The organism is Micromonospora vulcania (assembly GCF_042658605.1).
Lineage (GTDB): Bacteria > Actinomycetota > Actinomycetes > Mycobacteriales > Micromonosporaceae > Micromonospora > Micromonospora vulcania.
The window spans coordinates 22,252-40,776 of record NZ_JBHSQS010000009.1; the positions used below are offsets into that span (position 1 = coordinate 22,252).

The following is an 18,525-nucleotide window of genomic DNA, read 5'->3' on the forward strand; positions in this document are numbered from 1 at the left end:
GGTATCTGGCGGACATGACCGATCTCTACCCGCCCGCCGACGACCGCGAGCTGCTTCGTGAGGCGGCTGCCGCGCACACCGCCGCCACCCGCCAGGTGGAGGCGTTCCTGCGTCGGCTGCCCGAGGTGCCCGACCCGGCCGACGTCACCGAGTACGCCAACCTGCTCAGCCGCGAGGACCGGGCCCGCAGTGAGCGGGACGCCGCCGCCGACGCGGCCGGGCTGATGATCGGCAGTATGGAGCCCGACCAGGGCTGACCCGGCGACGCGACCGTGCCGCCCCCGGGTGGGGACGGCACGGTCGACGTGGCGGCTCAGCGTTCGATGAGGACGTCGTGGCCCAGGTCGAGCAGGGAGTGCCGCCACTGGTCGTCGGCGTTGCCGCGGGGTGGCTTCGCGTCGGTCAGGTCGCGGATCCGGTCGATCGCCTCCCGCATCACCTCGATGTCCTCGCGGGTCAGGTCGACCTTGCGTTTGTTGAGCACGGCGAGGATCTGTCGGCCCGGTTCGGGCAGGTTGAGATCCGGGTTCGAGGTGAACGACTCCTCGCCGGAGCCCCGGGTCAGCAGCCAGGTCCGCAGCTGCTCGGACGGGACGTTGACCTCGGCGTGGAAGTCCTCCCAGAGCACCTCCACCTCGGGGTCGAGCCGAGTCTCTCGTACCATCAGGTCTCCTTTCGCAGGCGGCGGCCCGGATGCCTCCGGGTCGTCCTGGTCGGTCTTCGGGTGCAGGCCCTCCGGCGGCACCCGCGTCCTCCTGGGGTTCGCGGTGGGCGGCGCCGGGATCGGGTCGGGATGGTCGTCCGAGTCCTGGGATTCGCCGGACTCCTCGGGCTCGTGCGGTTGCTCGGCCGGTCGTCGCGCCGGCCCGCTCATCGCGGGTGCGACGTCGTGGCGGCGGTGTACCCCCGCTCGCCCGCGGTCACGTCGAAGGTGAGCGACCCGTCGCGGGCGTCCACGGTCACCTTCTGCCCCGGCGAGATGGCCGACTCCAGCAGCATCCGGGACAGGTGGTTGTCGACCTCCCGCTGGATCACGCGGCGCAGCGGGCGGGCACCGAACTCCGGCTGGTAGCCGTGCTCGGCGAGCCAGTCGACGCCGGCCGTGGTGAAGTCCACCTGGATGTCCTGGGCGTGCAGCCGGCGGCGGGTCTCCTCCAGCAGCAGCTCGGTGATCTGGCGCAGCTGCTCGGCCTCCAGGCGGCGGAAGATGATGACCTCGTCGATCCGGTTGAGGAACTCGGGGCGGAAGTTCTCCTGGAGGCGGCGCATCAGCCGCTCCCGGAGCTCGTCGTTCTCCTGCTCGCTGCCGGGCGCGCCGGTGCCGAACCCGACGGCACGCTGAGCGCCGGTGATCAACTCGGAGCCGAGGTTGCTCGTCATGATCAGGACGGTGTTCTTGAAGTTCACCGTCCGGCCCTGACTGTCGGTGAGCCGGCCGTCGTCGAGCACCTGGAGCAGGATGTTGAACACGTCCGGGTGGGCCTTCTCGATCTCGTCGAGCAGCACCACCGCGTACGGCCTGCGGCGGACCGCCTCGGTGAGTTGGCCGGCCTCCTCGTAGCCGACGTACCCGGGCGGAGCACCGACCAGCCGGCTGACCGTGTGTCGCTCCTGGAACTCGCTCATGTCCACCCGGACCATCCGGTCCGCCTCGCCGAACAGCGCCTCGGCCAGGGCGCGGGCCAGCTCGGTCTTGCCCACGCCGGTCGGCCCGAGGAACAGGAAGCTGCCCATCGGCCGCTCCGGATCGGCCAACCCGGCCCGGGACCGGCGGACCGCCTCGGCGACCGCGCTGACCGCGTCGTCCTGGCCGACCACCTTCTGGTGCAGGTGCCCCTCCAGGCGCAGCAGCCGGTCCCGTTCCTCCTCGGTGAGCTGGCTGACCGGGATGCCGGTGGCCCGCGAGACCACTTCCGCGATCTCCTGCGGACCCACCTCGGGCACCTGCGAGGACGACGACGAGCCGTCGTCCCCGTTCGCCCGGCGCATCTCCTCCTCCAGCTCGGAGATCCGGTCCCGCAGCGCCGAGGCCCGCTCGTACTGCTCGTCGGCGACGGCCTGCTCCTTGTCCCGGCGTACCGAGTCGAGCTCCTGCTCCAACTCCCGCACGTCCGAGGCCGGCGTACGGGTACGCAGCCGGACCCGGGCGCCGGCCTGGTCGATCAGGTCGATGGCCTTGTCCGGTAGGAACCGGTCGGTGACGTACCGGTCGGACAGCTCGGCGGCGGCGACCAACGCCTCGTCGGTGAAGCGCACCTGGTGGTGCGCCTCGTACCGGTCCCGCAGACCGCGCAGGATGGCGATCGTGTCGTCGACGCTCGGCTCGGGCACCAGCACCGGCTGGAAGCGCCGGGCCAGCGCGGCGTCCTTCTCGATGCTCTTGCGGTACTCGTCCAGCGTGGTCGCGCCGATCACCCGCAGCTCGCCGCGGGCCAGCGCGGGCTTGAGCATGTTGGACGCGTCCATCCCACCCTCGCTGCCGGCCCCACCGGCCCCGACCAGGGTGTGGATCTCGTCCATGAAGATGATCAGCTCGTCCCGGTGCGCCCGGATCTCGTCGATCACCTTCTTCAGCCGTTCCTCGAAGTCACCCCGGTAGCGGGTACCGGCGACCAGGCCGGCCAGGTCGAGCTGGACGACCCGCTTGCCGAGCAGGGTCTGCGGCACGTCCCCGTCGCAGATCCGCTCGGCCAGACCCTCGACGATGGCGGTCTTGCCCACGCCCGCCTCGCCGATCAGCACCGGGTTGTTCTTGGTCCGCCGGGACAGGATCTCCACGGCCTGCTCGATCTCGTCGGCCCGACCGATCACCGGGTCGATCTGGTCGTTGCGGGCCAGATCGGTGAGGTCCTGCCCGTACTGGTCCAGGGTGGGCGTGCCGCGGTCCGGCTTCGGCCCGGTCATCGGCCCCCGCTCGGCGTTGGCGGCCTGTAGCGACTCGGGTTGGATCCGGCCGGCGGCCAGCATCCGTCCGGCCGGCGACTCCGGGTTGAGCGGCAGCGCCATCAGGATGTGTTCGGGGCCGATGTAGTTGGCGCCCATCGCCCGGGACAACTGGTGCGCGTCGAGCAGCGCCCGCTTCGCCGCCGGCGTCAGCGACAGGTTGGGCGGCACCTCGCCGCGGGGTGCGCCGTCACCGCGCCCACCCAGCGCGTTGAGCAGGGTGTCCGGATCCGCGCCGGCCCGGCGTACCAGGTCGCGCAGGGGTTCGCGCTGCAGCGCCGCCCAGAGCAGATGGTCGGTGTCCAGGTCGCTGCTGTGCCGCTGCGCCGCCCGTCGGGCCGCGTCGGCGAGCATCTCCCGGGCGTCGGCTGTCATCAGCCGGGTGATGTCGACCCGGTGCGCGGGTCGGCGTCCTCCCTCACCCCGGCCGAAGTACCGGGCCAGGAATTCATCCCACGGGTCGGAGCCGATGTCACCGGGTCCCATCATGTCTGTCCTCCGCAGTTGGGCGCGGCACGGTCGCCAGGGGCTACCCGGCGCCCGGCCCGACAAACGCCGCACGGGGCCCGGCGGCCCTGGGAGTGGCGTACGGCCGGCACCGGCGAACGGTGGCAGGCTGACCGCATGGATGAGACCCCGTTACTGATCGTGGACGGCGCGAACGTCGTGGGCTCCCGCCCCGACGGGTGGTGGCGGGACCGGGCCGGGGCCGCCGCCCGGCTGCGTGACTCGCTGGCGCCGGTGGGCGCCGCCGGGCTGCCGGCCAGGCTGACCGCCCCGGTCGAGGTCGTACTGGTGCTGGAGGGAGCCGCACGGGACGTGCCGGGCACTCCCGGGGTCCGGGTGGTCTCCGCCGCCGGCTCCGGGGACGACTCCATCGTCGAGTTGGTGGCCGCCGCCCCCGAGCGCCGCCGGCTCGTGGTCACCGCCGACCGGGAGCTGCGCGAGCGGGTCACCGCCCTGGGCGCCGAGGTGTACGGGCCGCGCTGGCTGCGCGAGGCACCCGCCAACAATTGAGAAGTCTTCGCGTCGGGACTCCCACAGAACGGACTCCCGGCACTTCGGGGAGGCTTCCGGACACCCGGGCAGGAACACCGACAGGGCGGATGTTCTCCGACGGACGCCGATAGGCTCTAATTAAGACCTCCCCGCCCCCAGGAGGTTCCGCCGTGGCGAGCGTCGCCGAGCTGAAGGCTGCCATCGATGTCGCCCTCCAACAGATCGGGGACGGGCAGACAGCCGTGCAGGCGGCCGGTGAGAAGCTGTCCGAGGCGCAGCAGACCCTGGCCGGCGCGTTGGAGGGCAGCGGGCACGAGACGGTCGAGGCGGCCCAGGCGTCACTGACCCAGGCCAGCCAGGAGCTGGAGGAATGTCTCGCCGCGACACTTGTCGCGGTGGAGCAGGCGCAGCTCTACGTCGCCACCCTGTAGGCCGGCATGTCCATCATCGAGGACGTCGGTGGGCAGATCCGTGCCGCCAGCGAGGAGTTCCCGGTGGGCCTGCTCGGGCAGGCGCTGGAGAAGTTCGGCCTGGCCGCGGAGCGGCTGCGGTGGGTACGCCAGGAGTCGGCCAACCCGATGGGGGTGCCCGAGCTGTCCGCCGCCACCGAGCACGCCGAAACCGCCGGCTATGCGCTACGGGTGGCGCAGGAGCAGCTGTCGGCGTACCTGGTCGCGATCGGTCTGGCCGCGGACGGCGCAGCACCGCCCCGCCCGCAGCAACGCGAACCGCGGCACGACGCGCCACCGACGGCCGGCCCGACCGCCCTGGCGCCGGAGCCGGCCGAGCAGGTCCGGCTGCGCCGCTGGTGGTCGGTACGGGTAACGGAGTTGACCGGCGGGCGGGACGGCGGCGCCGACGAGCCCGACGAGCGGGTGGACGACTCCCAGGAGCTGCTGCGCCGGGTGGTACGCGGCGTACGCGCCGGCGATCGGGACCGGCTGCGTACCGAGCTGCGCCGGGCACCGGCCGACGTGGGGTTGGGCATGGCGGCGCTGGCACCGCCGCTGCTGCGCGAGCTGGCCGGTGAGCTGCTGGGGCATCCACCACGCGCCACCGACCTCGGACGGCTGCGCGGGGAGCTGGACGGGCGGGTCCGGGACCTGCTGCCCGGGCTGCCGCCGCCGGTGCTGGAGACGCTGCTGACCCGGGTGTGCCGGATGCCCCCGCCGCGCGGCTCCGGCGAGCCACCGCACGCCGCGGACTCCGCGGTGACGGCCGGCGTGGCGACCGGGCTGCTGCTCGCCCGGCTCGGCCGGGACCTGCCCGCGAGCACCGGCCCGCAGCCCGTCGGCAGCGCCGAGCCGAGCGCCACGACCCAGCGGCGCGACACGACCCCGCAGCGCCCGCCGCAGCGGCCCGGCCCACCCCAGCGGCCGGGCTCGGCGGCCCAACCGTCCGCCGGCACGACGCAACAGCGCGCCGGCGCGCTGCCGCCGCGAACGGGCAGCCCGTGGCGCGACGCCCCAGCACCGCCACGACGCCGGGGCTCCGATGGCTGACCGGCGCGGCCAACTGGCCACCCGGGTCCGGGACACCCTCGCCGAGGCGCTGGGCGCCACCCGTACCCGGCTCTCCGCCGCACAGGCCGAGCTGACCGCCGGTCGGGAGCGGCTGGCCCGGGTACGGCGGGCGGCCTCCGCCGTACCGGAGCGGGTGGGCGCCCAGCGGGACCGTCGGCTGGCCGAGATCGACGGCCGGCACGCCACCCGGATCACCGAGCTGGCCCGGCACGCGGCGGACGCCGCCCGCCGGGAGGCACCCGGCTGCGCGGGCGCCGACTGGCCGGGGTGGACGCCCACGCCCACCCGCCGGGCCGAGCCGCCCGGGTCACTGCGCGTCGGCACGGTCCGGATCGACGGCGTCGAACCGGTGCCCGCACTCGTGCCGCTACTCGACGCCGGGCACGTCCACCTGGCCGGCGCCGACCGCGGCGGCAGCGACGCGGTGGTGTCCGCACTGCTGCTGCGGGCCGTCGGCCGCGCCGACCCAGGGGCGGTACGACTGATCGGGTACGACCCGGAGCACCTCGGCGGCGGCCTCGCCGGGTTCGCCCCGCTGGGCACGGCCGGGCTGCTCACCTTCGTCGGCCCGGGCGGGCTGGGCCCGCTGCTCGACGACCTGGTCGAGCAGATCCGCCGGATCAACGAGACCGTGCTGGCCGGCGAGTACGGGTCGCTGCGGGAGCTGGCCGCGGCGACCGGCCGCCGCCCCGAGCCGTGGCGGGTGGCGGTGCTGCTCGGCGGCGACGAGCTGAACCGGCACGAGCGCGGGCAGTTGGACCGGGTGGTGCGGGCCGGCGCCGCCTGCGGGGTGCACCTGGTGGTCCGCGGCGTACCGCTGCCGGAGGACCCGACGGTGACCCGGGTGGTGGCCGAGGCGTCGAGTGCCCTCATCGGTGGCCCGTCCGGCCTGCCGGTCCGGCTGGACCCACCGCCACCGGCGGCGCTGGTCACCGAGACCTGCCGGGAGATTGCGGCCCAGGTGAACGCCGGCCCACCGCCGACCCCGTTCGAGGATCTGCTGCCGCCGCCGGAGCTGATGTGGCGCGAGGATTCCAGCGGCGGGCTGACCGCCCCGATCGGCGAAGGGCCGCACGGCCGGCCGGTACGGCTGACGCTCGGCGACTATCCGCCGCACGCGTTGATCGGTGGGCCGTCCGGCACCGGCAAGACCAACCTGATCTTCGCCTGGATCGGCGCGCTGGCATCCCGCTACTCCCCCGCCGAGCTGGAGTTCTACCTGCTGGACTTCAAGGAGGGGGTGTCCTTCGCCCGGTTCGCGCAGGGCCGGCGCGACCCGAGTTGGCTGCCGCACATGCGCCTGGTCGGCATCAACGTCAACACCGACCGGGAGTTCGGGCTGGCGCTGCTGCGCTTCCTCACCGAGGAGCTGCGCCGACGGGCCGACGCGGCCAAGAAGCACGAGGTGACCAAGCTGGCCGAGCTGCGCGCGGTCGACCCGACCGGGCACTGGCCCCGCATCGTCGCGGTGGTCGACGAGTTCCAGATGCTGCTGGCCGGGCGGGACGTGGTCGCCCGGGAGGCGGCCGACCTGCTGGAGGACCTGGCCCGGCGGGGCCGGTCGCAGGGCATCCACCTCGTGCTCGCCTCCCAGGACGTACGGGGCATCGAGGCGCTGTGGGGCCGCCCGGCGCTGGTCGCCCAGTTCACCCTGCGCATCGCGCTGCCCAAGGCGTTGCGGATCCTCGCCGAGCGCAACGACGCGGCGCAGTCGCTGCCCCGCTGGCACGCGGTGGTCAACGCCGAGTCGGGCATGGCGGAGGGCAACGAGGTCGCCCGGATCCCGTCGGCCAGCGACTGGGAGACCTGGAGCGGGCTGCAGAACCGGTTGTGGCGGATGCGCCCGGCCGACGCCGCGCCGGCCCGACTCTTCGACGGCGACGCGATCCCCCGGCTGACCGAGGCCCCGGACTTCCGGGCGCTCGCCGCGCCGCCGGACGGGAACGCGCCGCGCGGCCCGGTGGCGCTGCTCGGCGAGATCATCGACGTACAGTCCCGCTCGGCCGCGCTACGGCTGCCGCGCGCCCCCGGCCGCAACCTCGCGGTGCTGGGCACCCGGGTGGACGAGGCGTGCGCGGTACTGGACGCGGCGGCCCGGTCGCTGGCCCGCCAACACCCGCCGGGCACGGCCCGCTACTCCATCGCCTGCCTCGACCCGGACGCCGACCCGATCGCCCGCACCCTCTACGACGACCTGGCCGACGACGCCGCCTGGTACGACGACGAGACGGTCGGCGAGTTGATGGCCGAGACGGCCGACGGGCTCAGCGGCCCGGGCAGCCCGCACTACCTGCTGCTGTTCGCGGTGGACGCGGCGGCCGGCACGCTCGCCGCGCGGGCGGGCCGGCGGACCGGCCTGGAGCAGCTGCGCCGGATCCTGCACGACGGGCCGGAACGGCGTACCCACGTGCTGGCCTGGTGGCGGGGGGTGGCCCGGATGCGCGCGGATCTGGGCGGGCCGGCCGCGCGTACCGACCAGATCGGGGCCTGGGTGGCGTTGGACGCGCACGGCGGTGAACTGGGCGCCTCGCTCTACCCGGGCACCGGCGGCCCGGACTGGTATCCCCGACCGTGGCGGGGACTCTTCTTCGACCGGGCGGTGCACCGCACCGGTCAGGTGATCATCCCCTATGGACCGTCCCGATGAACGAACCCGTGGCCAGTGACACGTACGCGGCGCACCTGCGGCGGTTGGCCGAGGTGACTGCCCGGGTCCGCGAGCAGCGCGCCGAGGCGCACACCTGGTACGACCGGCAGTGTGCCGCCGCCGACCGGGCCGTCGCGGACGCCACCGATCAGGTCCAGCGGGCCGAGGAGGAGCTGGTCGCCGCCCGCGAGCAGCAGGAACTGGTGGACGCCGAAGTGGCGCACCTGTGGCAGCAGCTACGGCTGCGCCTCGGTTCCGGTGCGCGCCGCCTCGGTGGCCCGCCCGCACCGGCGAACGGCAACGGGGCCACCGATCCGGTCCTGCTGCTCGGGCGGGCCCGGGACCTGCTGGAGCGTGCCGGGCAGCCGGGCGAGCTGCCGGGCTCGGTGAATCCGCTGTTGGCGCTCTGCGGGGTGGGCGGGGCCGTGCTGGCGTACGCGCTGGGAGCCGGCGCCCGGGCACTCGGCGTCGGGTACGGCGGCGACCTGGCGGTCGGGATGCCGGTGCTGGCCCTGGTGGTGACCCTGCTCGGGCCGTTGATCGGCCTGGTGCCGGCGCGGGTTCTGGCCGACCGCCGGCACGCGATGCTCGGCCCCCGGCCGATCACCGTGGTGCTCGGCGCCGGCCTGCTCGCCACCGCGCTGCTGCTGGTGCTCACCCGCTGACCGTCGTTGGTCCGGTGATCAAGAGGTTTGCGGCACCGGCGGGGCGCTTTCTGACGCAAACCTCTTGATCACCGCCGCTAGGCCGGGACCAGGACGGCCTCGCGCAGCAGCCGGCGGGCCAGGGTGACCCGGTCGGCGTCGTCCGGCAGGCCGGGCAGGTCACCGACCCGGGTTTCGGTGCCGCTGAGCAGGGCACGGACCGCCGGCTCGCAGTCGGCCGGCAGCGTGATGGTCCGATCGAACAGCCGCAGCGCCACCTTGTCCCCGTCGTGCGGTACGAGCTGCCAGCGCAGCCCGGGGCGCAGGGTGAGCCGGGAGTCGGCGTCCAGTGCGGCCAACGCGCCGGCCTGGGCGAGCGGCCGGATCGGCGCCGGCCGGGCCGCCGGCCACGCGCGCTGCCGCAGCCGCGCCGCCACGGCGCTCGGGTCGGCGCGCAGCAGCCAGTCCCGCAGCGCCTCCACCGTCTCGGTCAGCTCCGGCTCGATGGCGTCCGGGTCGGCCACGTCGGTGCCGAACGGCAGGCCGGCGCGCAGCCGCTGGTCCTCGGCGGCAAGCGCGAGCAGCTCCTCGACCAGGGCGTACCGGGTCAGCGCGCGGATGCCCACGGTCAGGTGCAGCGAACTGGCGTCCTGCGCCTGCGCGCTGTGCAGCCAGCCGCGCGGCAGGTAGAGAGCGTCACCGGGGGCGAGCACCACGTCCAGCGCGGCCGGGCCCTGCGCGGTGGCGGTGACCTCGTCGGCGCGACCACCCCAGGTCTGCTTCTCCAGCGGGTCGGGCAGCACCGGCGGGTGGATCCGCCAGTGCTTGCGACCGTCGACCTGGAGCACGAACACGTCGTGGGTGTCGTAGTGGGTGGCGAAGCCCTGACTGCCCGCCGGGGTGAGGTAGGCGTTGATCTGCAGCGGTTGGCTCAGCGCGAGACCCAGGTCGCGGGCGAAGTCGACCAGCGGCGGCCAGATCCGGTGCAGGCCCTGGAGCACCAGGGTGGCCCCGTCGGCGTACTGCTCCAGGATCCGCTCGTCGAGCACCTGGTCGCCGATCTCGGCACCGGCGCCGCCACCGCCGGTCCAGCGCGCCGCCGGCACCAACTGGCCGTCCTTGGCGACCCGCAGGAATGGGGTACGCAGACCGCGCCGGCTGAGCAGTTCGTCGGCGTCGGTGGGGCTGAACAGGTCGGTGAAGCCGGCCGGGTCGGGCAGTTCGGCGGCACGGGACAGCAGCGGGGTGTGGCCCCAGTGCGCGGCGGCGAACTTGGCCGGTTCGACGCAGACGCAGCGGGCCAGCGCCGCGGCGGCGCTCGGGGACGGAACCGCCGGGCGGCCGTGGCCGCCCGGCGGGTCGAATTGCGTCACGAGGGCACCGCTACCGGGCGCTGCCGTCGGCGCCACCGTCCTGGTGACCCGGGGTCGCACCGCCGTCGGCCGGACCCTCCGCGCCACCGTCGGCGCCACCATCCTGGTGACCCGGGGTCGCACCGCCGTCGGCCGGACCCTCCGCGCCACCGTCGGCGCCACCATCCTGGTGACCCGGGGTCGCACCGCCGTCAGCGGGACCCTCCGCGCCACCGTCGGCGCCACCATCCTGGTGACCCGGGGTCGCACCGCCGTCAGCCGGGCCCTCGAGGCCGCCGCCGCCCGTGGTCTGCATGTCGTCATCGTTGAGTGCCATCGGTACTCCCTCGGATGTGCCGCCCCGCCGTACGCCGGGGTCCGTCGTGCAGCGGGTGGTACCCCACGCGCGATCTTCTCTAACCCACACCGTAGACGCCGGATCGGGACGACACCGGCACTTCACTCGCGGCGACCTGACGTGAGGAAATCTTGGACAGTTACCGTCAGCCGACGACGGTAACTGTCCAAGATCTCTGGCGTTCCCGCCCGCCCGGCGGCGACCGGGCGGGCGCGCGGGTCAGGGCAGCATCTGGGCCAGGTCCTTGGGCATGGTGGCCTTCACGTCCTGCCACTCGCCCTGGGTCACGTGCCGGCGCAGGGTGTCCAGCACCACCTGGGCCACCCGCTCCGGCCCGCCCTGGACGTCGTACGGGAAACCCTGGCGGACCTCGTAGAGGAAGTCGTCCCGGTTCAGCTTGATCGGGACGTCCGACGGGTTCCAGCCGTCGAAGTAGATCCCCCGGACCAGCACCGGCAACTGCTGGGCGAACTCCACGCTCTCGTTCACCGCCAGCCGGTCACGCAGCAGGTGCAGGACCGTGCGCAGCGCCGCGTACGACTGGTTGCGCCGTTCCTTCGGCCAGCCGTACGCGGCCTCGATGTCCTTGAGGATCACGTTGGTCTTGTCCAGCGAGGAGTCGAACACCGAGATCAGCTGGTCAGCCATCGGTCGACCCCCGCTCCGGGGTTTCCCATCGTCGCTCGTCGTCGCGGCGCGGCGGGCCCACCGGACCTCGTCGGGCCCGCACCGGGCTCGGACCACCCTGCGCCGCGCGGCGGGCGTCGTCGGCCGTGCCGACCACGTGCAGGACGGCGCCACGCCGTCGATCAGCCACCAGTCGAACCGTCATCCCCGTCACCTCCGTGTCGGTCGGGCGCGCGGGCCGTGTCCGGAGCCGCGCGCACCCGTCCACCCTGCCGCTCGGCCGGGTGAGGCGACCTCACCCCGATCGGGTGAGCTAGGGGATCCGCCGGTTCCGCTGAGCGCCGACTTCGTCCGCCTTCCTGGCGCGCCGCTTCCGGAGCAGCGGCAGGCCGATCTTCAGCACGATGACCGGCAGGATCACGAGCAGTACGAGATGGAAGGTGGACGCCCTCTGCGCGTATCCGAAGGCGATCACCGTCAGCATCGCCATCCACTGCGCCAGGCCGCCGACGAGGCCCCGCGAGGGACGCCGGACGACGACCGACCGGCGGGCCATCCTGTTCGCGGACCGTGCGACGGCCCGCAGGACAGCCCCGACGGCGAACCGACCGGCGGTGCCGAGCTGCAGGATCTTGCCCGGCCGCTCCTGCACGATCGCGGCCCACTCCTCGGCGTACCCCGCAGCGATGTCTGGGTCCGCGGTCCAGCGGTACGCGGCCCAGCGAACCATCCGCCGGGCGGCCCACCGCTGGACCGCGGCGAAGCTCGCGGCGACATCCCACCCGGTCATGTCGCCCACCGGCCGTAGGTCTGGGCGAGCCGCCCCGGCGGTGCGGCCGCCGGCTGCCGCGCGGCGATCAGCGTGCGGGCACTCTGCACCCCGTGCGGGGTGAGGCGGTAGTAGCGACGGCGTGGCTTGCCCGGCTCGGTGCTCTCCCCCCAGCGGGAGGTCACCCACCGCGACTCGGCGAGCCGTTCCAGCATCTTGTAGATCGTCGGGCCCGACCGCTTGGTCGTCTTCATGATCGCCCAGCCGTGCAGCTCGTGGTCCGGTGCGGCGAGGAAGGCGTCGAGGACGGCAAGGAGTGGGCCGGTGATGCGCACGGGTCCATCCGACATGGACCGATACTACCTAGGTGAAACAAGGCTGTCCGCCCCTACGCGTCCTTAGCAAGAAGTGCCGCCAACTGTTGTCCGTTGGTCTGCGCGTAATCGCGATAGCAGTTGTTCATCAGGACGTGGGTCCGCTCGGCGTCGCCGGCCAGCTCGCGCAGCTTCGGCGCCCAGTCGGCCAGCTCCCGCTTGGAGTAGTGGTAGCCGAACTTCTCGTGGATGTCCTTGCTGGTCCACTTGTCGCTGTGGCCGTGAAAGCGCATCACCGCGAGGTCCGCGGTGGCGGCCAGCACCGGGGGCAGCGACGAGCGGTGCCCCTGCGGCATGTCCACGCAGACGTACGCCAGTCTGTGCTCCCGCAGGAAGCTCAGCGTCTCGTCGGCGTTGTCGCCGTCGAACCAGGAGGCGTGCCGGAACTCGTAGACCGGCCGCAGCGGCGCGCAGCGCTTCGCCACCTCCAGCAGGTACTGCTTGTTGTCCCGCTTGATGGTGAACCACGGCGGGAACTGGAACAGCAACGCGCCCAGCTTGCCCGCCTCGACCAGCGGGTCCAACGCGGACAAGAAGCGCGTCCACACCTCCTCGTACGCCTGCGCGGGCAGGTCGTCGGGGTAGACGTTCTTCTTGTCGGTCTCCGGCCGCAGGTCCTTGTAGAGCGCGCCGACCCGGGTGGGATGCCCGGTGAGTAGGCTGAACGCCTTGATGTTGAAGGTGAAGCCGGCCGGAGTGCGCTCGGCCCACAGCCGGGCGGTCGCCTCGGCGGGCGGCGAATAGTAGGTGGCGTCCACCTCGACCAGCGGAAACTGCCGGGCGTAGTACGCGAGCCGCTTCTCCGGCGTGTCCGCGGTCTGCGGGTACCAACCCGAGTCCAGCAGCGTGCGGTCGGTCCAGGACGCGGTGCCCACGAGGATGTCACCCATGGCGCAAGTCCATCGCGTCCCGGACCGACCGGCAACCGCTGACGTCGCTCAGGCCGCCCGCCGCTCGCGAGTCTGCTTGCAGGTCACACAGGTGGTCGCGGACGGGAAGATCTCCAGCCGCTCCACCGGGATGGCTGCCGAGCAGCCCTCGCACCAGCCGTAGGTGCCCTCCGCGAGCCGGCCCAGCGCGTGCTCGTACTGGGTACGGCGGTCGAGGATGGTCCGCAGCAGGGACTGCGCGGTGTCCCGCTCGGCCGTCTTGGTGCCGCTGTCGGCCTGGTCGTCGCCGGCGGTGTCGCCGACCTCCACCAGCCGCAACACCTGGCTCTGCAGCACGGCCTGCTCGTACTCCGCGGACAGTTCGTCGTAGCGCGCCTGGAGGGAGAGCCGAATCTGGTCGATCTCCGTCTGGGTACGACCCGTACCGACCTTGTCGTGGACGAGCATCGCTGCCTGCCTTCCTGGGCCTCAAGGTAGACCGGGACGCCGTCGGCGGCTGACCCGGTCGCGGTGACATCCGGTACACGGGCGTTCACCCGCGCTCTGTGAGCCGGGCGAGTACCCGTCCGGGGAGTCCACCAAACCGGCCATTTTCAGCCCTCGGCACCGAGCTCCACGAGCGCGGGGCGGCGGGGGTCGTCGGCGCGTACCACCACGTCGGCGAAGCTGGCCGGGACGACCTCCTCGGCGTACCGGTCGAAGGCCGGCAAGGTCCACTCCAGCGGCGGCCCGGTACGCCGGCGCAGCGCCGCCGGGGACAGCTCCAGGTGGACGGTCACGTCGAAGGGCAGCCCGCCGCCGAGCAGCAGCGCGCCGCTGACCAGGACAACGCCACCCGGTGGCAGGTCGACGTAGTGGGCGCGGCTGGCCCGGTCGGCGGCGGCGTCCCAGAGCGACGGGAGCAACCGCCCGCTTCCACCGGGACCGGCCGGGTCGAGCACCTCCCGGCGTAGCCCGGCCTCGTCGACCCAGCTCTCGTAGTAGGAGTCGGGATTGGTCCGGCCGAGTTCGAAACGCAGCGACGCGGACCGCAGGAAGTCGGTGGCGCGTACGTGCAGCACCGGGCGGCCCCGGGCGCGCAGCGGGTCGACCAGCGCGGCGGCCAGCGCGTCCGGGTCGGCGGCGGCGGCGCCGTCCACCGCCACCCGCAGCCGCGCCGGCCCGGCGGCGGTCGCGGCCTGCGCCGCGGCGTCGGCCAGCCGGCCGGTCAGCTCGGTGACGAGGAGATCGGGCGAGATGGGACGGATGCGCACCGCACCATCCTGCCCCCACCGCGCGCCGTCCCCGCACGACGGGCGGTCACGCGCAAGATCGTGCTACTTCCTGGTTGCAGTGGTCTTCCTCGCGCTGATGCCCACTAGATCCAGGATCGAGCGCGATCCCGCCGGCGGATCCTCGCGCCGGTGGCGTCGGTCAGCCGGTGCGGTCGACGGTCACCTGGGCGTCGTCGGCGAGCCGGTAGCCGACGCCGTAGACGGTGGTGACCAACGGGACGTCCACCCCGACCTTGCCGCGCAGCCGGCGGACGTGCACGTCGACGGTACGCACGCCGGCATGCTCGTAGCCCCACACGGCGTTGAGCAGTTGCAGCCGGGTGAACACCCGACGCGGGTGCGCGACCAGGTGCAGCAGCAGGTCGAATTCCAGCCGGGTCAGCGGCAGCGGATCGTCGTCGCGCAGCACCGAGCGGGACGAGGCGAGGATGTGCAGGGCCGGGATGGTCGGGCTGAGCGCTCGGCTCGCCGCCCGGTTGGCCGGCACCGGGTCGGGCCGGCGTTCGGTCGGTACGACGCTGGTGATCATGCCTTCGCCCCGCTCCAGCAGCTCACGGGCCGCATCGAGCAGCCGGCGAGCCGCCGGGGTCAGCGACTCCTCGCAGGCGAGCGGGATGGACAGCGTCACGGTGAGCACGGGTGCGGCAGTGTTGGCCGGGCGACGCTGGCCGCCCGGGGGTCGACCCGGGACCGGGGGTTGGGACGTATGCCATCCGGCGCGCGACGAGGCGGGGCTGACCGACATGGTCCTCCTTGGCTGGTCCGGGTATATATCCCCACGGCCCGGGACGCCGCTTCATCGATGTTTCCCGGCGCCCGCGCGAGGGTCAAGAGGCGGCTGCGTTGCATGAATGTGACAATTGACGAACACATCGGAGCCGAGTGCTCGCTCTGCGTGCGAAGCCAGATGATTACAGCAGAGTCGCCCAGATGACCCGATACGGGGGTCCCCGCCCGGTTCAGTTGCCGCGGTCCACGCTGATCCGCGCCTCGTCGCCCAGCCGGTATCCCACCCCGTAGACGGTGGTGATCACCTCTGCGCCGGGCAGCTTGGCGCGCAGCCGGCGTACGTGCACGTCCACCGTCCGGGCCACCGCGTGCTCGTAACCCCAGACGTTGGACAGCAGCTGCAGGCGGGTGAAGACCCGCCGGGGCCGCTCGGCCAGGAACAGCAGCAGCTCGTACTCGATGCGGGTCAGCGCGACCACCTCGTCGCCCCGGCGGACCACCCGCGAGCCGGCCAGGATGCGTACCTCGTCGGCCTCCCCCTCCTCGGCGGACGGCTCGCCGATGGTGGGGCGCGGGACCCGACGCGGCCCCGGCGGGACGTCGTCGACGGTGCGCAGCCGCCCCTCCCCCGACTCGGCCAGCTCACCGAGCAGTTGCACCAACCGGGCCAGCCGGGGGCTCATCGGCCCCGGCGCGAGGTCGAGGGTGATGGTCAGGGTCGGGCCGGTGCGCGGACGGACGGCGGCGGCCCGGCCCGGGTGACCCGTCGGGTAGGTGCGCGTGGGGATGGCGACGACGGACATGGTGCCTCCTGAGATGGCGGTACACCGCCACGCCCGGTGCGGCGTGGGGGTCAGCGGCGCGCCTGGCCGGCGGTGACCGGAGACGCGAGAGGGGTCGCGCGGTGCATCGGGGTCGGGCCGAGGGCCGGCAGGCCGGCGATCCGCCAGGCGGCGAAGCCACCCGCCACGTCGGTCGCCCGGTGCAGGCCGATGTCCTGCAGTGCGGCGGCGGCCAACGACGAGGTGTAGCCCTCCTGGCAGAGGATCACCACCGGCACGTCGTAGTCGACCGCCTGCGGGAGCCGGGCCGGACAGCGCGGGTCGAAGCGCCACTCCAGCACGTTGCGCTCGACCGCGAGCGAGCCCGGCACGATGCCGTGCGCGGCCCGCTGGGCGGCCGGTCGGATGTCGACCAGCAACGCGCCGGCCCGGTACGCAAGGTGCGCCCGTTCCGGGTCGAGCCGGTCCAGCCGTGCGCGCGCGGCGGCGAGGATCTCGTCGATGCCACGGGAGCCCGGCGGCGGCACGGGGGCCGGACAGTGCTCGGCGGTTACCTGCATTATCGGATCCTTCCGGTGACAGAGAATTGATCGTGCCGGTCGGCGCTCACCAGGACCGGCCGGCCTCGGCGACCTCGGCAATCCGCAGTTGCCCGTCGACGAGGTGGTAGCGGGTCATCCGGAGCAGCGCCGGCCGGTAGACGTGCACGCTGACCGCCGGCTCCGCACCCCGGTTGGTCACCACGTGCACGTGCTGACGGCCGAACCGGCGGCCGGCGCCAGCGGACAGCAGGCGGGGACGCAACGCGCCTCCGACGACCGTCTCCTCGGTGAGCGCGCCGGCGACCACCCGGAACGCCCCGGCGGAGCCGCCGTGATCGTGCAGGTCGGTGCCCTGTCCGGGCAGCCAGCTCAGCGCCCACACCTCGTGGTCGGCGTCCGCGGCGAGCCGGGCGTACCAGCGCTCGGCAGGGTCGAAGCGCAGTGCCACGGGCCAGTCGGCCGGGTCGGCCCACCGGGCGGCGATGGCGAGCAGATCCGGCTCCGGGCGGCGGTGGTTCATGGCTGGTCCTCGCGGGTCGTTCGGTGGGGTGCCCCCGTACTCTAGCCGGTAAAGCCTATAGGTTTAGTAGGTAATTCCACCTGTCGGGACACGGCCGCTCAGCGCAGGATCGGCGGGTCCACCCGCGCGCCGGCCGAGCAACCGACCAGGGCCGCGGCGACTAGCCTGGAGCGGTGACCGAGGAACTCGACGCCGAGACGCTGGCATTCGCGCACCGGATGTTCGACCTCGCCCGTGCGGGCTCCACCCAGGAGCTCGCCGCGTACGTCGACGACGGCCTGCCGGTCAACCTCACCAACGACAAGGGCGACACGCTGCTGATCCTGGCCGCGTACCACGCCCGGCCGGACACCGTGGCCGCCCTGCTGGCCCGCGGCGCGGACCATTCGCGGACCAACGACCGGGGTCAGGACGCGCTGGCCGCCGCGGTCTTTCGCAGCAGCGCCGAGGCCGTCCGCGCGCTGCTCGCCGCCGGCGCGGACCCGGCGCACGGCGACCCGTCGGCGGCGCAGACCGCACAGTTCTTCGACCTGCCGGAGATGGCGGAGCTGCTGCGCGCCGGCTGACGGCGACCCCGGCGGGCCGGTATACAGGGGCGGTGGAAGATCCCCTGCCCGAGCAGATGCGCGCCGCCGGCACCGCGCTGCTGGCCGCGCTCGATCCGGCCGCCCACGACCGTGCCGTCCACCCGTTCGACGACGAGCCCGCGCGCCGCTGGCTGGAGTACCGGCCCCGGCCACGGCCCGGCGCCTGCCTCGCCGATCTGGACATTGCCGGGCGCAAGGCCGCGCACCGGCTGCTGGCCACCGCGCTGAGCCCCTCGGCGTACGCGCAGGCGATGGCGATCGTCGCGCTGGAGGAGGTGCTGGACCGGGCCGAGGGCTGGCGGCGGGGCCGGCACAGCGGTGACTACTGGGTGGCCGTGTTCGGCGACCCGGCGCGCGACGACCGTTGGGCGTGGCGGGTGGAGGGGCACCACCTGTCGGTCACCATGACCGTGGTGGACGACCAGGTCTCCCCCGCGCCGATCTTCTTCGGCGCCAACCCGGCGACGGTCCGGTACGCCGGCCGCCCCGTCTCGCGGCCACTGGGCATCGAGGAGGACCTGGCCCACGCCCTGCTCGACGCGCTGGGCCCGGCCGGACGGGCCGCCGCGATCATCGCCGACGAGGCGCCCGCGGACATCATCAGCGCCACCCGCGCGCGGGTCGACGGCCCGCTGGAGCCGCTCGGCGTACCGGCGGACCGGCTGGGTCCCACCGGCCGCGCGCTGCTCGACCAGATCGTCGCCCTCTACCTGGACCGGCTGCCGCCGGAGCTGGCCGTACGCGAGGCGGGCCGGCTCGACGGCGGTCACCTGCACTTCGCCTGGGCCGGCCCGACCCGCCCCGGCCAACGGCACTACTACCGGGTGCAGGGCGACGACCTGCTGATCGAGTACGACAACACCACCGAGGACGGCAACCACGCGCACACCGTGCTGCGCCGCCCCGCCAGCGACTTCGGCGCCGACGTCCTGGCCGCCCACCACCACGCCCACCCCCACTGACCC

At 73.8% G+C, this 18,525-nt stretch carries 23 protein-coding genes; 8 read left to right on the forward strand and 15 right to left on the reverse strand.

Features of this window, described 5'->3' with window-relative positions; translation table 11 throughout:
- The first annotated feature begins 14 nt into the window (after nt 1–14).
- On the forward strand, nt 15–257 hold the full coding sequence (locus ACFQGL_RS16555) for a hypothetical protein (RefSeq protein ID WP_377512601.1): 243 nt from the start codon (nt 15–17) through the stop codon (nt 255–257).
- A 56-nt stretch (nt 258–313) separates the two neighbouring features.
- Here the strand turns inward: ACFQGL_RS16555 and ACFQGL_RS16560 are convergent, their stop codons facing one another.
- The gene (locus ACFQGL_RS16560; RefSeq protein WP_377512604.1) at nt 314–664 is read right to left on the reverse strand and encodes a DUF3140 domain-containing protein; all 351 of its coding nucleotides are present in this window, start codon (nt 662–664) and stop codon (nt 314–316) included.
- 206 nt (nt 665–870) lie between these two features.
- Complete coding sequence (locus tag ACFQGL_RS16565; protein WP_377512607.1) at nt 871–3,432, reverse strand: ATP-dependent Clp protease ATP-binding subunit; 2,562 nt, start codon at nt 3,430–3,432, stop codon at nt 871–873.
- Between the two features lie 135 nt (nt 3,433–3,567).
- On the opposite strand from ACFQGL_RS16565, the gene ACFQGL_RS16570 reads away from it, so the two are divergent.
- From ACFQGL_RS16570 to ACFQGL_RS16590, 5 genes are all read left to right on the forward strand, one after another.
- The gene (locus tag ACFQGL_RS16570; RefSeq protein ID WP_377512610.1) at nt 3,568–3,960 is read left to right on the forward strand and encodes a PIN domain-containing protein; all 393 of its coding nucleotides are present in this window, start codon (nt 3,568–3,570) and stop codon (nt 3,958–3,960) included.
- A 152-nt stretch (nt 3,961–4,112) separates the two neighbouring features.
- Nucleotides 4,113–4,373 carry a hypothetical protein gene (locus ACFQGL_RS16575; RefSeq protein WP_130400840.1) on the forward strand — a complete coding sequence of 87 codons (261 nt, stop codon included), beginning with the start codon at nt 4,113–4,115 and terminating at the stop codon, nt 4,371–4,373.
- A 6-nt stretch (nt 4,374–4,379) separates the two neighbouring features.
- On the forward strand, nt 4,380–5,444 hold the full coding sequence (locus tag ACFQGL_RS16580; protein ID WP_377512613.1) for a hypothetical protein: 1,065 nt from the start codon (nt 4,380–4,382) through the stop codon (nt 5,442–5,444).
- On the forward strand, nt 5,437–8,112 hold the full coding sequence (locus tag ACFQGL_RS16585; RefSeq protein WP_377512616.1) for an FtsK/SpoIIIE domain-containing protein: 2,676 nt from the start codon (nt 5,437–5,439) through the stop codon (nt 8,110–8,112). Before ACFQGL_RS16580 ends, ACFQGL_RS16585 begins: the two co-directional genes overlap by 8 nt.
- Nucleotides 8,109–8,777: a hypothetical protein gene (locus ACFQGL_RS16590; RefSeq protein ID WP_377512619.1), complete on the forward strand. Its 669-nt coding sequence runs from the start codon at nt 8,109–8,111 to the stop codon at nt 8,775–8,777. The genes ACFQGL_RS16585 and ACFQGL_RS16590 overlap by 4 nt, the downstream gene beginning before the upstream one ends.
- Before the next feature lie 77 nt (nt 8,778–8,854).
- Here ACFQGL_RS16590 and ACFQGL_RS16595 read toward each other — a convergent pair whose 3' ends face one another.
- From ACFQGL_RS16595 to ACFQGL_RS16655, 13 genes are all read right to left on the reverse strand, one after another.
- Nucleotides 8,855–10,129 (reverse strand): cupin domain-containing protein, encoded by a 1,275-nt coding sequence (locus tag ACFQGL_RS16595; protein WP_377512622.1) that lies wholly within the window; start codon nt 10,127–10,129, stop codon nt 8,855–8,857.
- 10 nt (nt 10,130–10,139) lie between these two features.
- On the reverse strand, nt 10,140–10,445 hold the full coding sequence (locus ACFQGL_RS16600) for a hypothetical protein (protein ID WP_334629546.1): 306 nt from the start codon (nt 10,443–10,445) through the stop codon (nt 10,140–10,142).
- Between the two features lie 240 nt (nt 10,446–10,685).
- Nucleotides 10,686–11,114: a DUF2267 domain-containing protein gene (locus ACFQGL_RS16605; protein ID WP_377512625.1), complete on the reverse strand. Its 429-nt coding sequence runs from the start codon at nt 11,112–11,114 to the stop codon at nt 10,686–10,688.
- Nucleotides 11,107–11,298: a hypothetical protein gene (locus ACFQGL_RS16610; protein WP_377512628.1), complete on the reverse strand. Its 192-nt coding sequence runs from the start codon at nt 11,296–11,298 to the stop codon at nt 11,107–11,109. Before ACFQGL_RS16610 ends, ACFQGL_RS16605 begins: the two co-directional genes overlap by 8 nt.
- 108 nt (nt 11,299–11,406) lie before the next feature.
- Nucleotides 11,407–11,883, reverse strand: coding sequence for a hypothetical protein (locus ACFQGL_RS16615; RefSeq protein WP_377512632.1), 477 nt, complete (start codon nt 11,881–11,883; stop codon nt 11,407–11,409).
- Complete coding sequence (locus ACFQGL_RS16620; RefSeq protein ID WP_377512634.1) at nt 11,880–12,212, reverse strand: PadR family transcriptional regulator; 333 nt, start codon at nt 12,210–12,212, stop codon at nt 11,880–11,882. Before ACFQGL_RS16620 ends, ACFQGL_RS16615 begins: the two co-directional genes overlap by 4 nt.
- 38 nt (nt 12,213–12,250) lie before the next feature.
- Nucleotides 12,251–13,126 carry a DUF72 domain-containing protein gene (locus ACFQGL_RS16625; RefSeq protein ID WP_377512637.1) on the reverse strand — a complete coding sequence of 292 codons (876 nt, stop codon included), beginning with the start codon at nt 13,124–13,126 and terminating at the stop codon, nt 12,251–12,253.
- Nucleotides 13,127–13,174: 48 nt separating this feature from the next.
- On the reverse strand, nt 13,175–13,573 hold the full coding sequence (locus ACFQGL_RS16630; RefSeq protein ID WP_377512640.1) for a TraR/DksA family transcriptional regulator: 399 nt from the start codon (nt 13,571–13,573) through the stop codon (nt 13,175–13,177).
- 146 nt (nt 13,574–13,719) lie between these two features.
- The gene (locus ACFQGL_RS16635; RefSeq protein ID WP_377512642.1) at nt 13,720–14,379 is read right to left on the reverse strand and encodes a nucleoside/nucleotide kinase family protein; all 660 of its coding nucleotides are present in this window, start codon (nt 14,377–14,379) and stop codon (nt 13,720–13,722) included.
- A 160-nt stretch (nt 14,380–14,539) separates the two neighbouring features.
- Nucleotides 14,540–15,145, reverse strand: a complete 606-nt coding sequence (locus tag ACFQGL_RS16640) for a winged helix-turn-helix domain-containing protein (protein ID WP_377512645.1) — start codon at nt 15,143–15,145, stop codon at nt 14,540–14,542.
- 214 nt (nt 15,146–15,359) lie between these two features.
- Nucleotides 15,360–15,932 (reverse strand): winged helix-turn-helix domain-containing protein, encoded by a 573-nt coding sequence (locus ACFQGL_RS16645; RefSeq protein WP_377512648.1) that lies wholly within the window; start codon nt 15,930–15,932, stop codon nt 15,360–15,362.
- Nucleotides 15,933–15,982: 50 nt separating this feature from the next.
- Entirely contained in the window at nt 15,983–16,471 is a 489-nt protein-coding gene (locus ACFQGL_RS16650; RefSeq protein ID WP_377512651.1) for a rhodanese-like domain-containing protein, read from the reverse strand.
- 46 nt (nt 16,472–16,517) lie between these two features.
- A complete protein-coding gene (locus ACFQGL_RS16655; protein WP_377512653.1) occupies nt 16,518–16,973 on the reverse strand; it encodes a cysteine dioxygenase in 456 nt (151 codons plus the stop codon).
- A gap of 173 nt (nt 16,974–17,146) precedes the next feature.
- Between ACFQGL_RS16655 and ACFQGL_RS16660 the strand changes: the two genes are divergently transcribed.
- Both ACFQGL_RS16660 and ACFQGL_RS16665 read left to right on the forward strand, forming a co-directional pair.
- A complete protein-coding gene (locus tag ACFQGL_RS16660; RefSeq protein ID WP_377512656.1) occupies nt 17,147–17,539 on the forward strand; it encodes an ankyrin repeat domain-containing protein in 393 nt (130 codons plus the stop codon).
- A gap of 32 nt (nt 17,540–17,571) precedes the next feature.
- Nucleotides 17,572–18,522: a DUF3500 domain-containing protein gene (locus ACFQGL_RS16665; protein ID WP_377512659.1), complete on the forward strand. Its 951-nt coding sequence runs from the start codon at nt 17,572–17,574 to the stop codon at nt 18,520–18,522.
- The last annotated feature ends 3 nt before the right edge of the window (nt 18,523–18,525 follow it).

Bases quoted from the DNA above. Each gene is read 5' to 3' on its own strand.
- ACFQGL_RS16580 (WP_377512613.1), top strand. From the start codon at position 4,380: ATGTCCATCATCGAGGACGTCGGTGGGCAGATCCGTGCCGCCAGCGAG.
- ACFQGL_RS16555 (WP_377512601.1), top strand. From the start codon at position 15: ATGACCGATCTCTACCCGCCCGCCGACGACCGCGAGCTGCTTCGTGAG.
- ACFQGL_RS16600 (WP_334629546.1), bottom strand. From the start codon at position 10,445: ATGGCACTCAACGATGACGACATGCAGACCACGGGCGGCGGCGGCCTC.
- ACFQGL_RS16625 (WP_377512637.1), bottom strand. From the start codon at position 13,126: ATGGGTGACATCCTCGTGGGCACCGCGTCCTGGACCGACCGCACGCTG.
- ACFQGL_RS16620 (WP_377512634.1), bottom strand. From the start codon at position 12,212: ATGTCGGATGGACCCGTGCGCATCACCGGCCCACTCCTTGCCGTCCTC.
- ACFQGL_RS16630 (WP_377512640.1), bottom strand. From the start codon at position 13,573: ATGCTCGTCCACGACAAGGTCGGTACGGGTCGTACCCAGACGGAGATC.
- ACFQGL_RS16655 (WP_377512653.1), bottom strand. From the start codon at position 16,973: ATGAACCACCGCCGCCCGGAGCCGGATCTGCTCGCCATCGCCGCCCGG.
- ACFQGL_RS16650 (WP_377512651.1), bottom strand. From the start codon at position 16,471: ATGCAGGTAACCGCCGAGCACTGTCCGGCCCCCGTGCCGCCGCCGGGC.
- ACFQGL_RS16570 (WP_377512610.1), top strand. From the start codon at position 3,568: ATGGATGAGACCCCGTTACTGATCGTGGACGGCGCGAACGTCGTGGGC.
- ACFQGL_RS16565 (WP_377512607.1), bottom strand. From the start codon at position 3,432: ATGATGGGACCCGGTGACATCGGCTCCGACCCGTGGGATGAATTCCTG.
- ACFQGL_RS16605 (WP_377512625.1), bottom strand. From the start codon at position 11,114: ATGGCTGACCAGCTGATCTCGGTGTTCGACTCCTCGCTGGACAAGACC.
- ACFQGL_RS16560 (WP_377512604.1), bottom strand. From the start codon at position 664: ATGGTACGAGAGACTCGGCTCGACCCCGAGGTGGAGGTGCTCTGGGAG.
- ACFQGL_RS16590 (WP_377512619.1), top strand. From the start codon at position 8,109: ATGAACGAACCCGTGGCCAGTGACACGTACGCGGCGCACCTGCGGCGG.
- ACFQGL_RS16645 (WP_377512648.1), bottom strand. From the start codon at position 15,932: ATGTCCGTCGTCGCCATCCCCACGCGCACCTACCCGACGGGTCACCCG.
- ACFQGL_RS16615 (WP_377512632.1), bottom strand. From the start codon at position 11,883: ATGACCGGGTGGGATGTCGCCGCGAGCTTCGCCGCGGTCCAGCGGTGG.
- ACFQGL_RS16585 (WP_377512616.1), top strand. From the start codon at position 5,437: ATGGCTGACCGGCGCGGCCAACTGGCCACCCGGGTCCGGGACACCCTC.
- ACFQGL_RS16640 (WP_377512645.1), bottom strand. From the start codon at position 15,145: ATGTCGGTCAGCCCCGCCTCGTCGCGCGCCGGATGGCATACGTCCCAA.
- ACFQGL_RS16610 (WP_377512628.1), bottom strand. From the start codon at position 11,298: ATGACGGTTCGACTGGTGGCTGATCGACGGCGTGGCGCCGTCCTGCAC.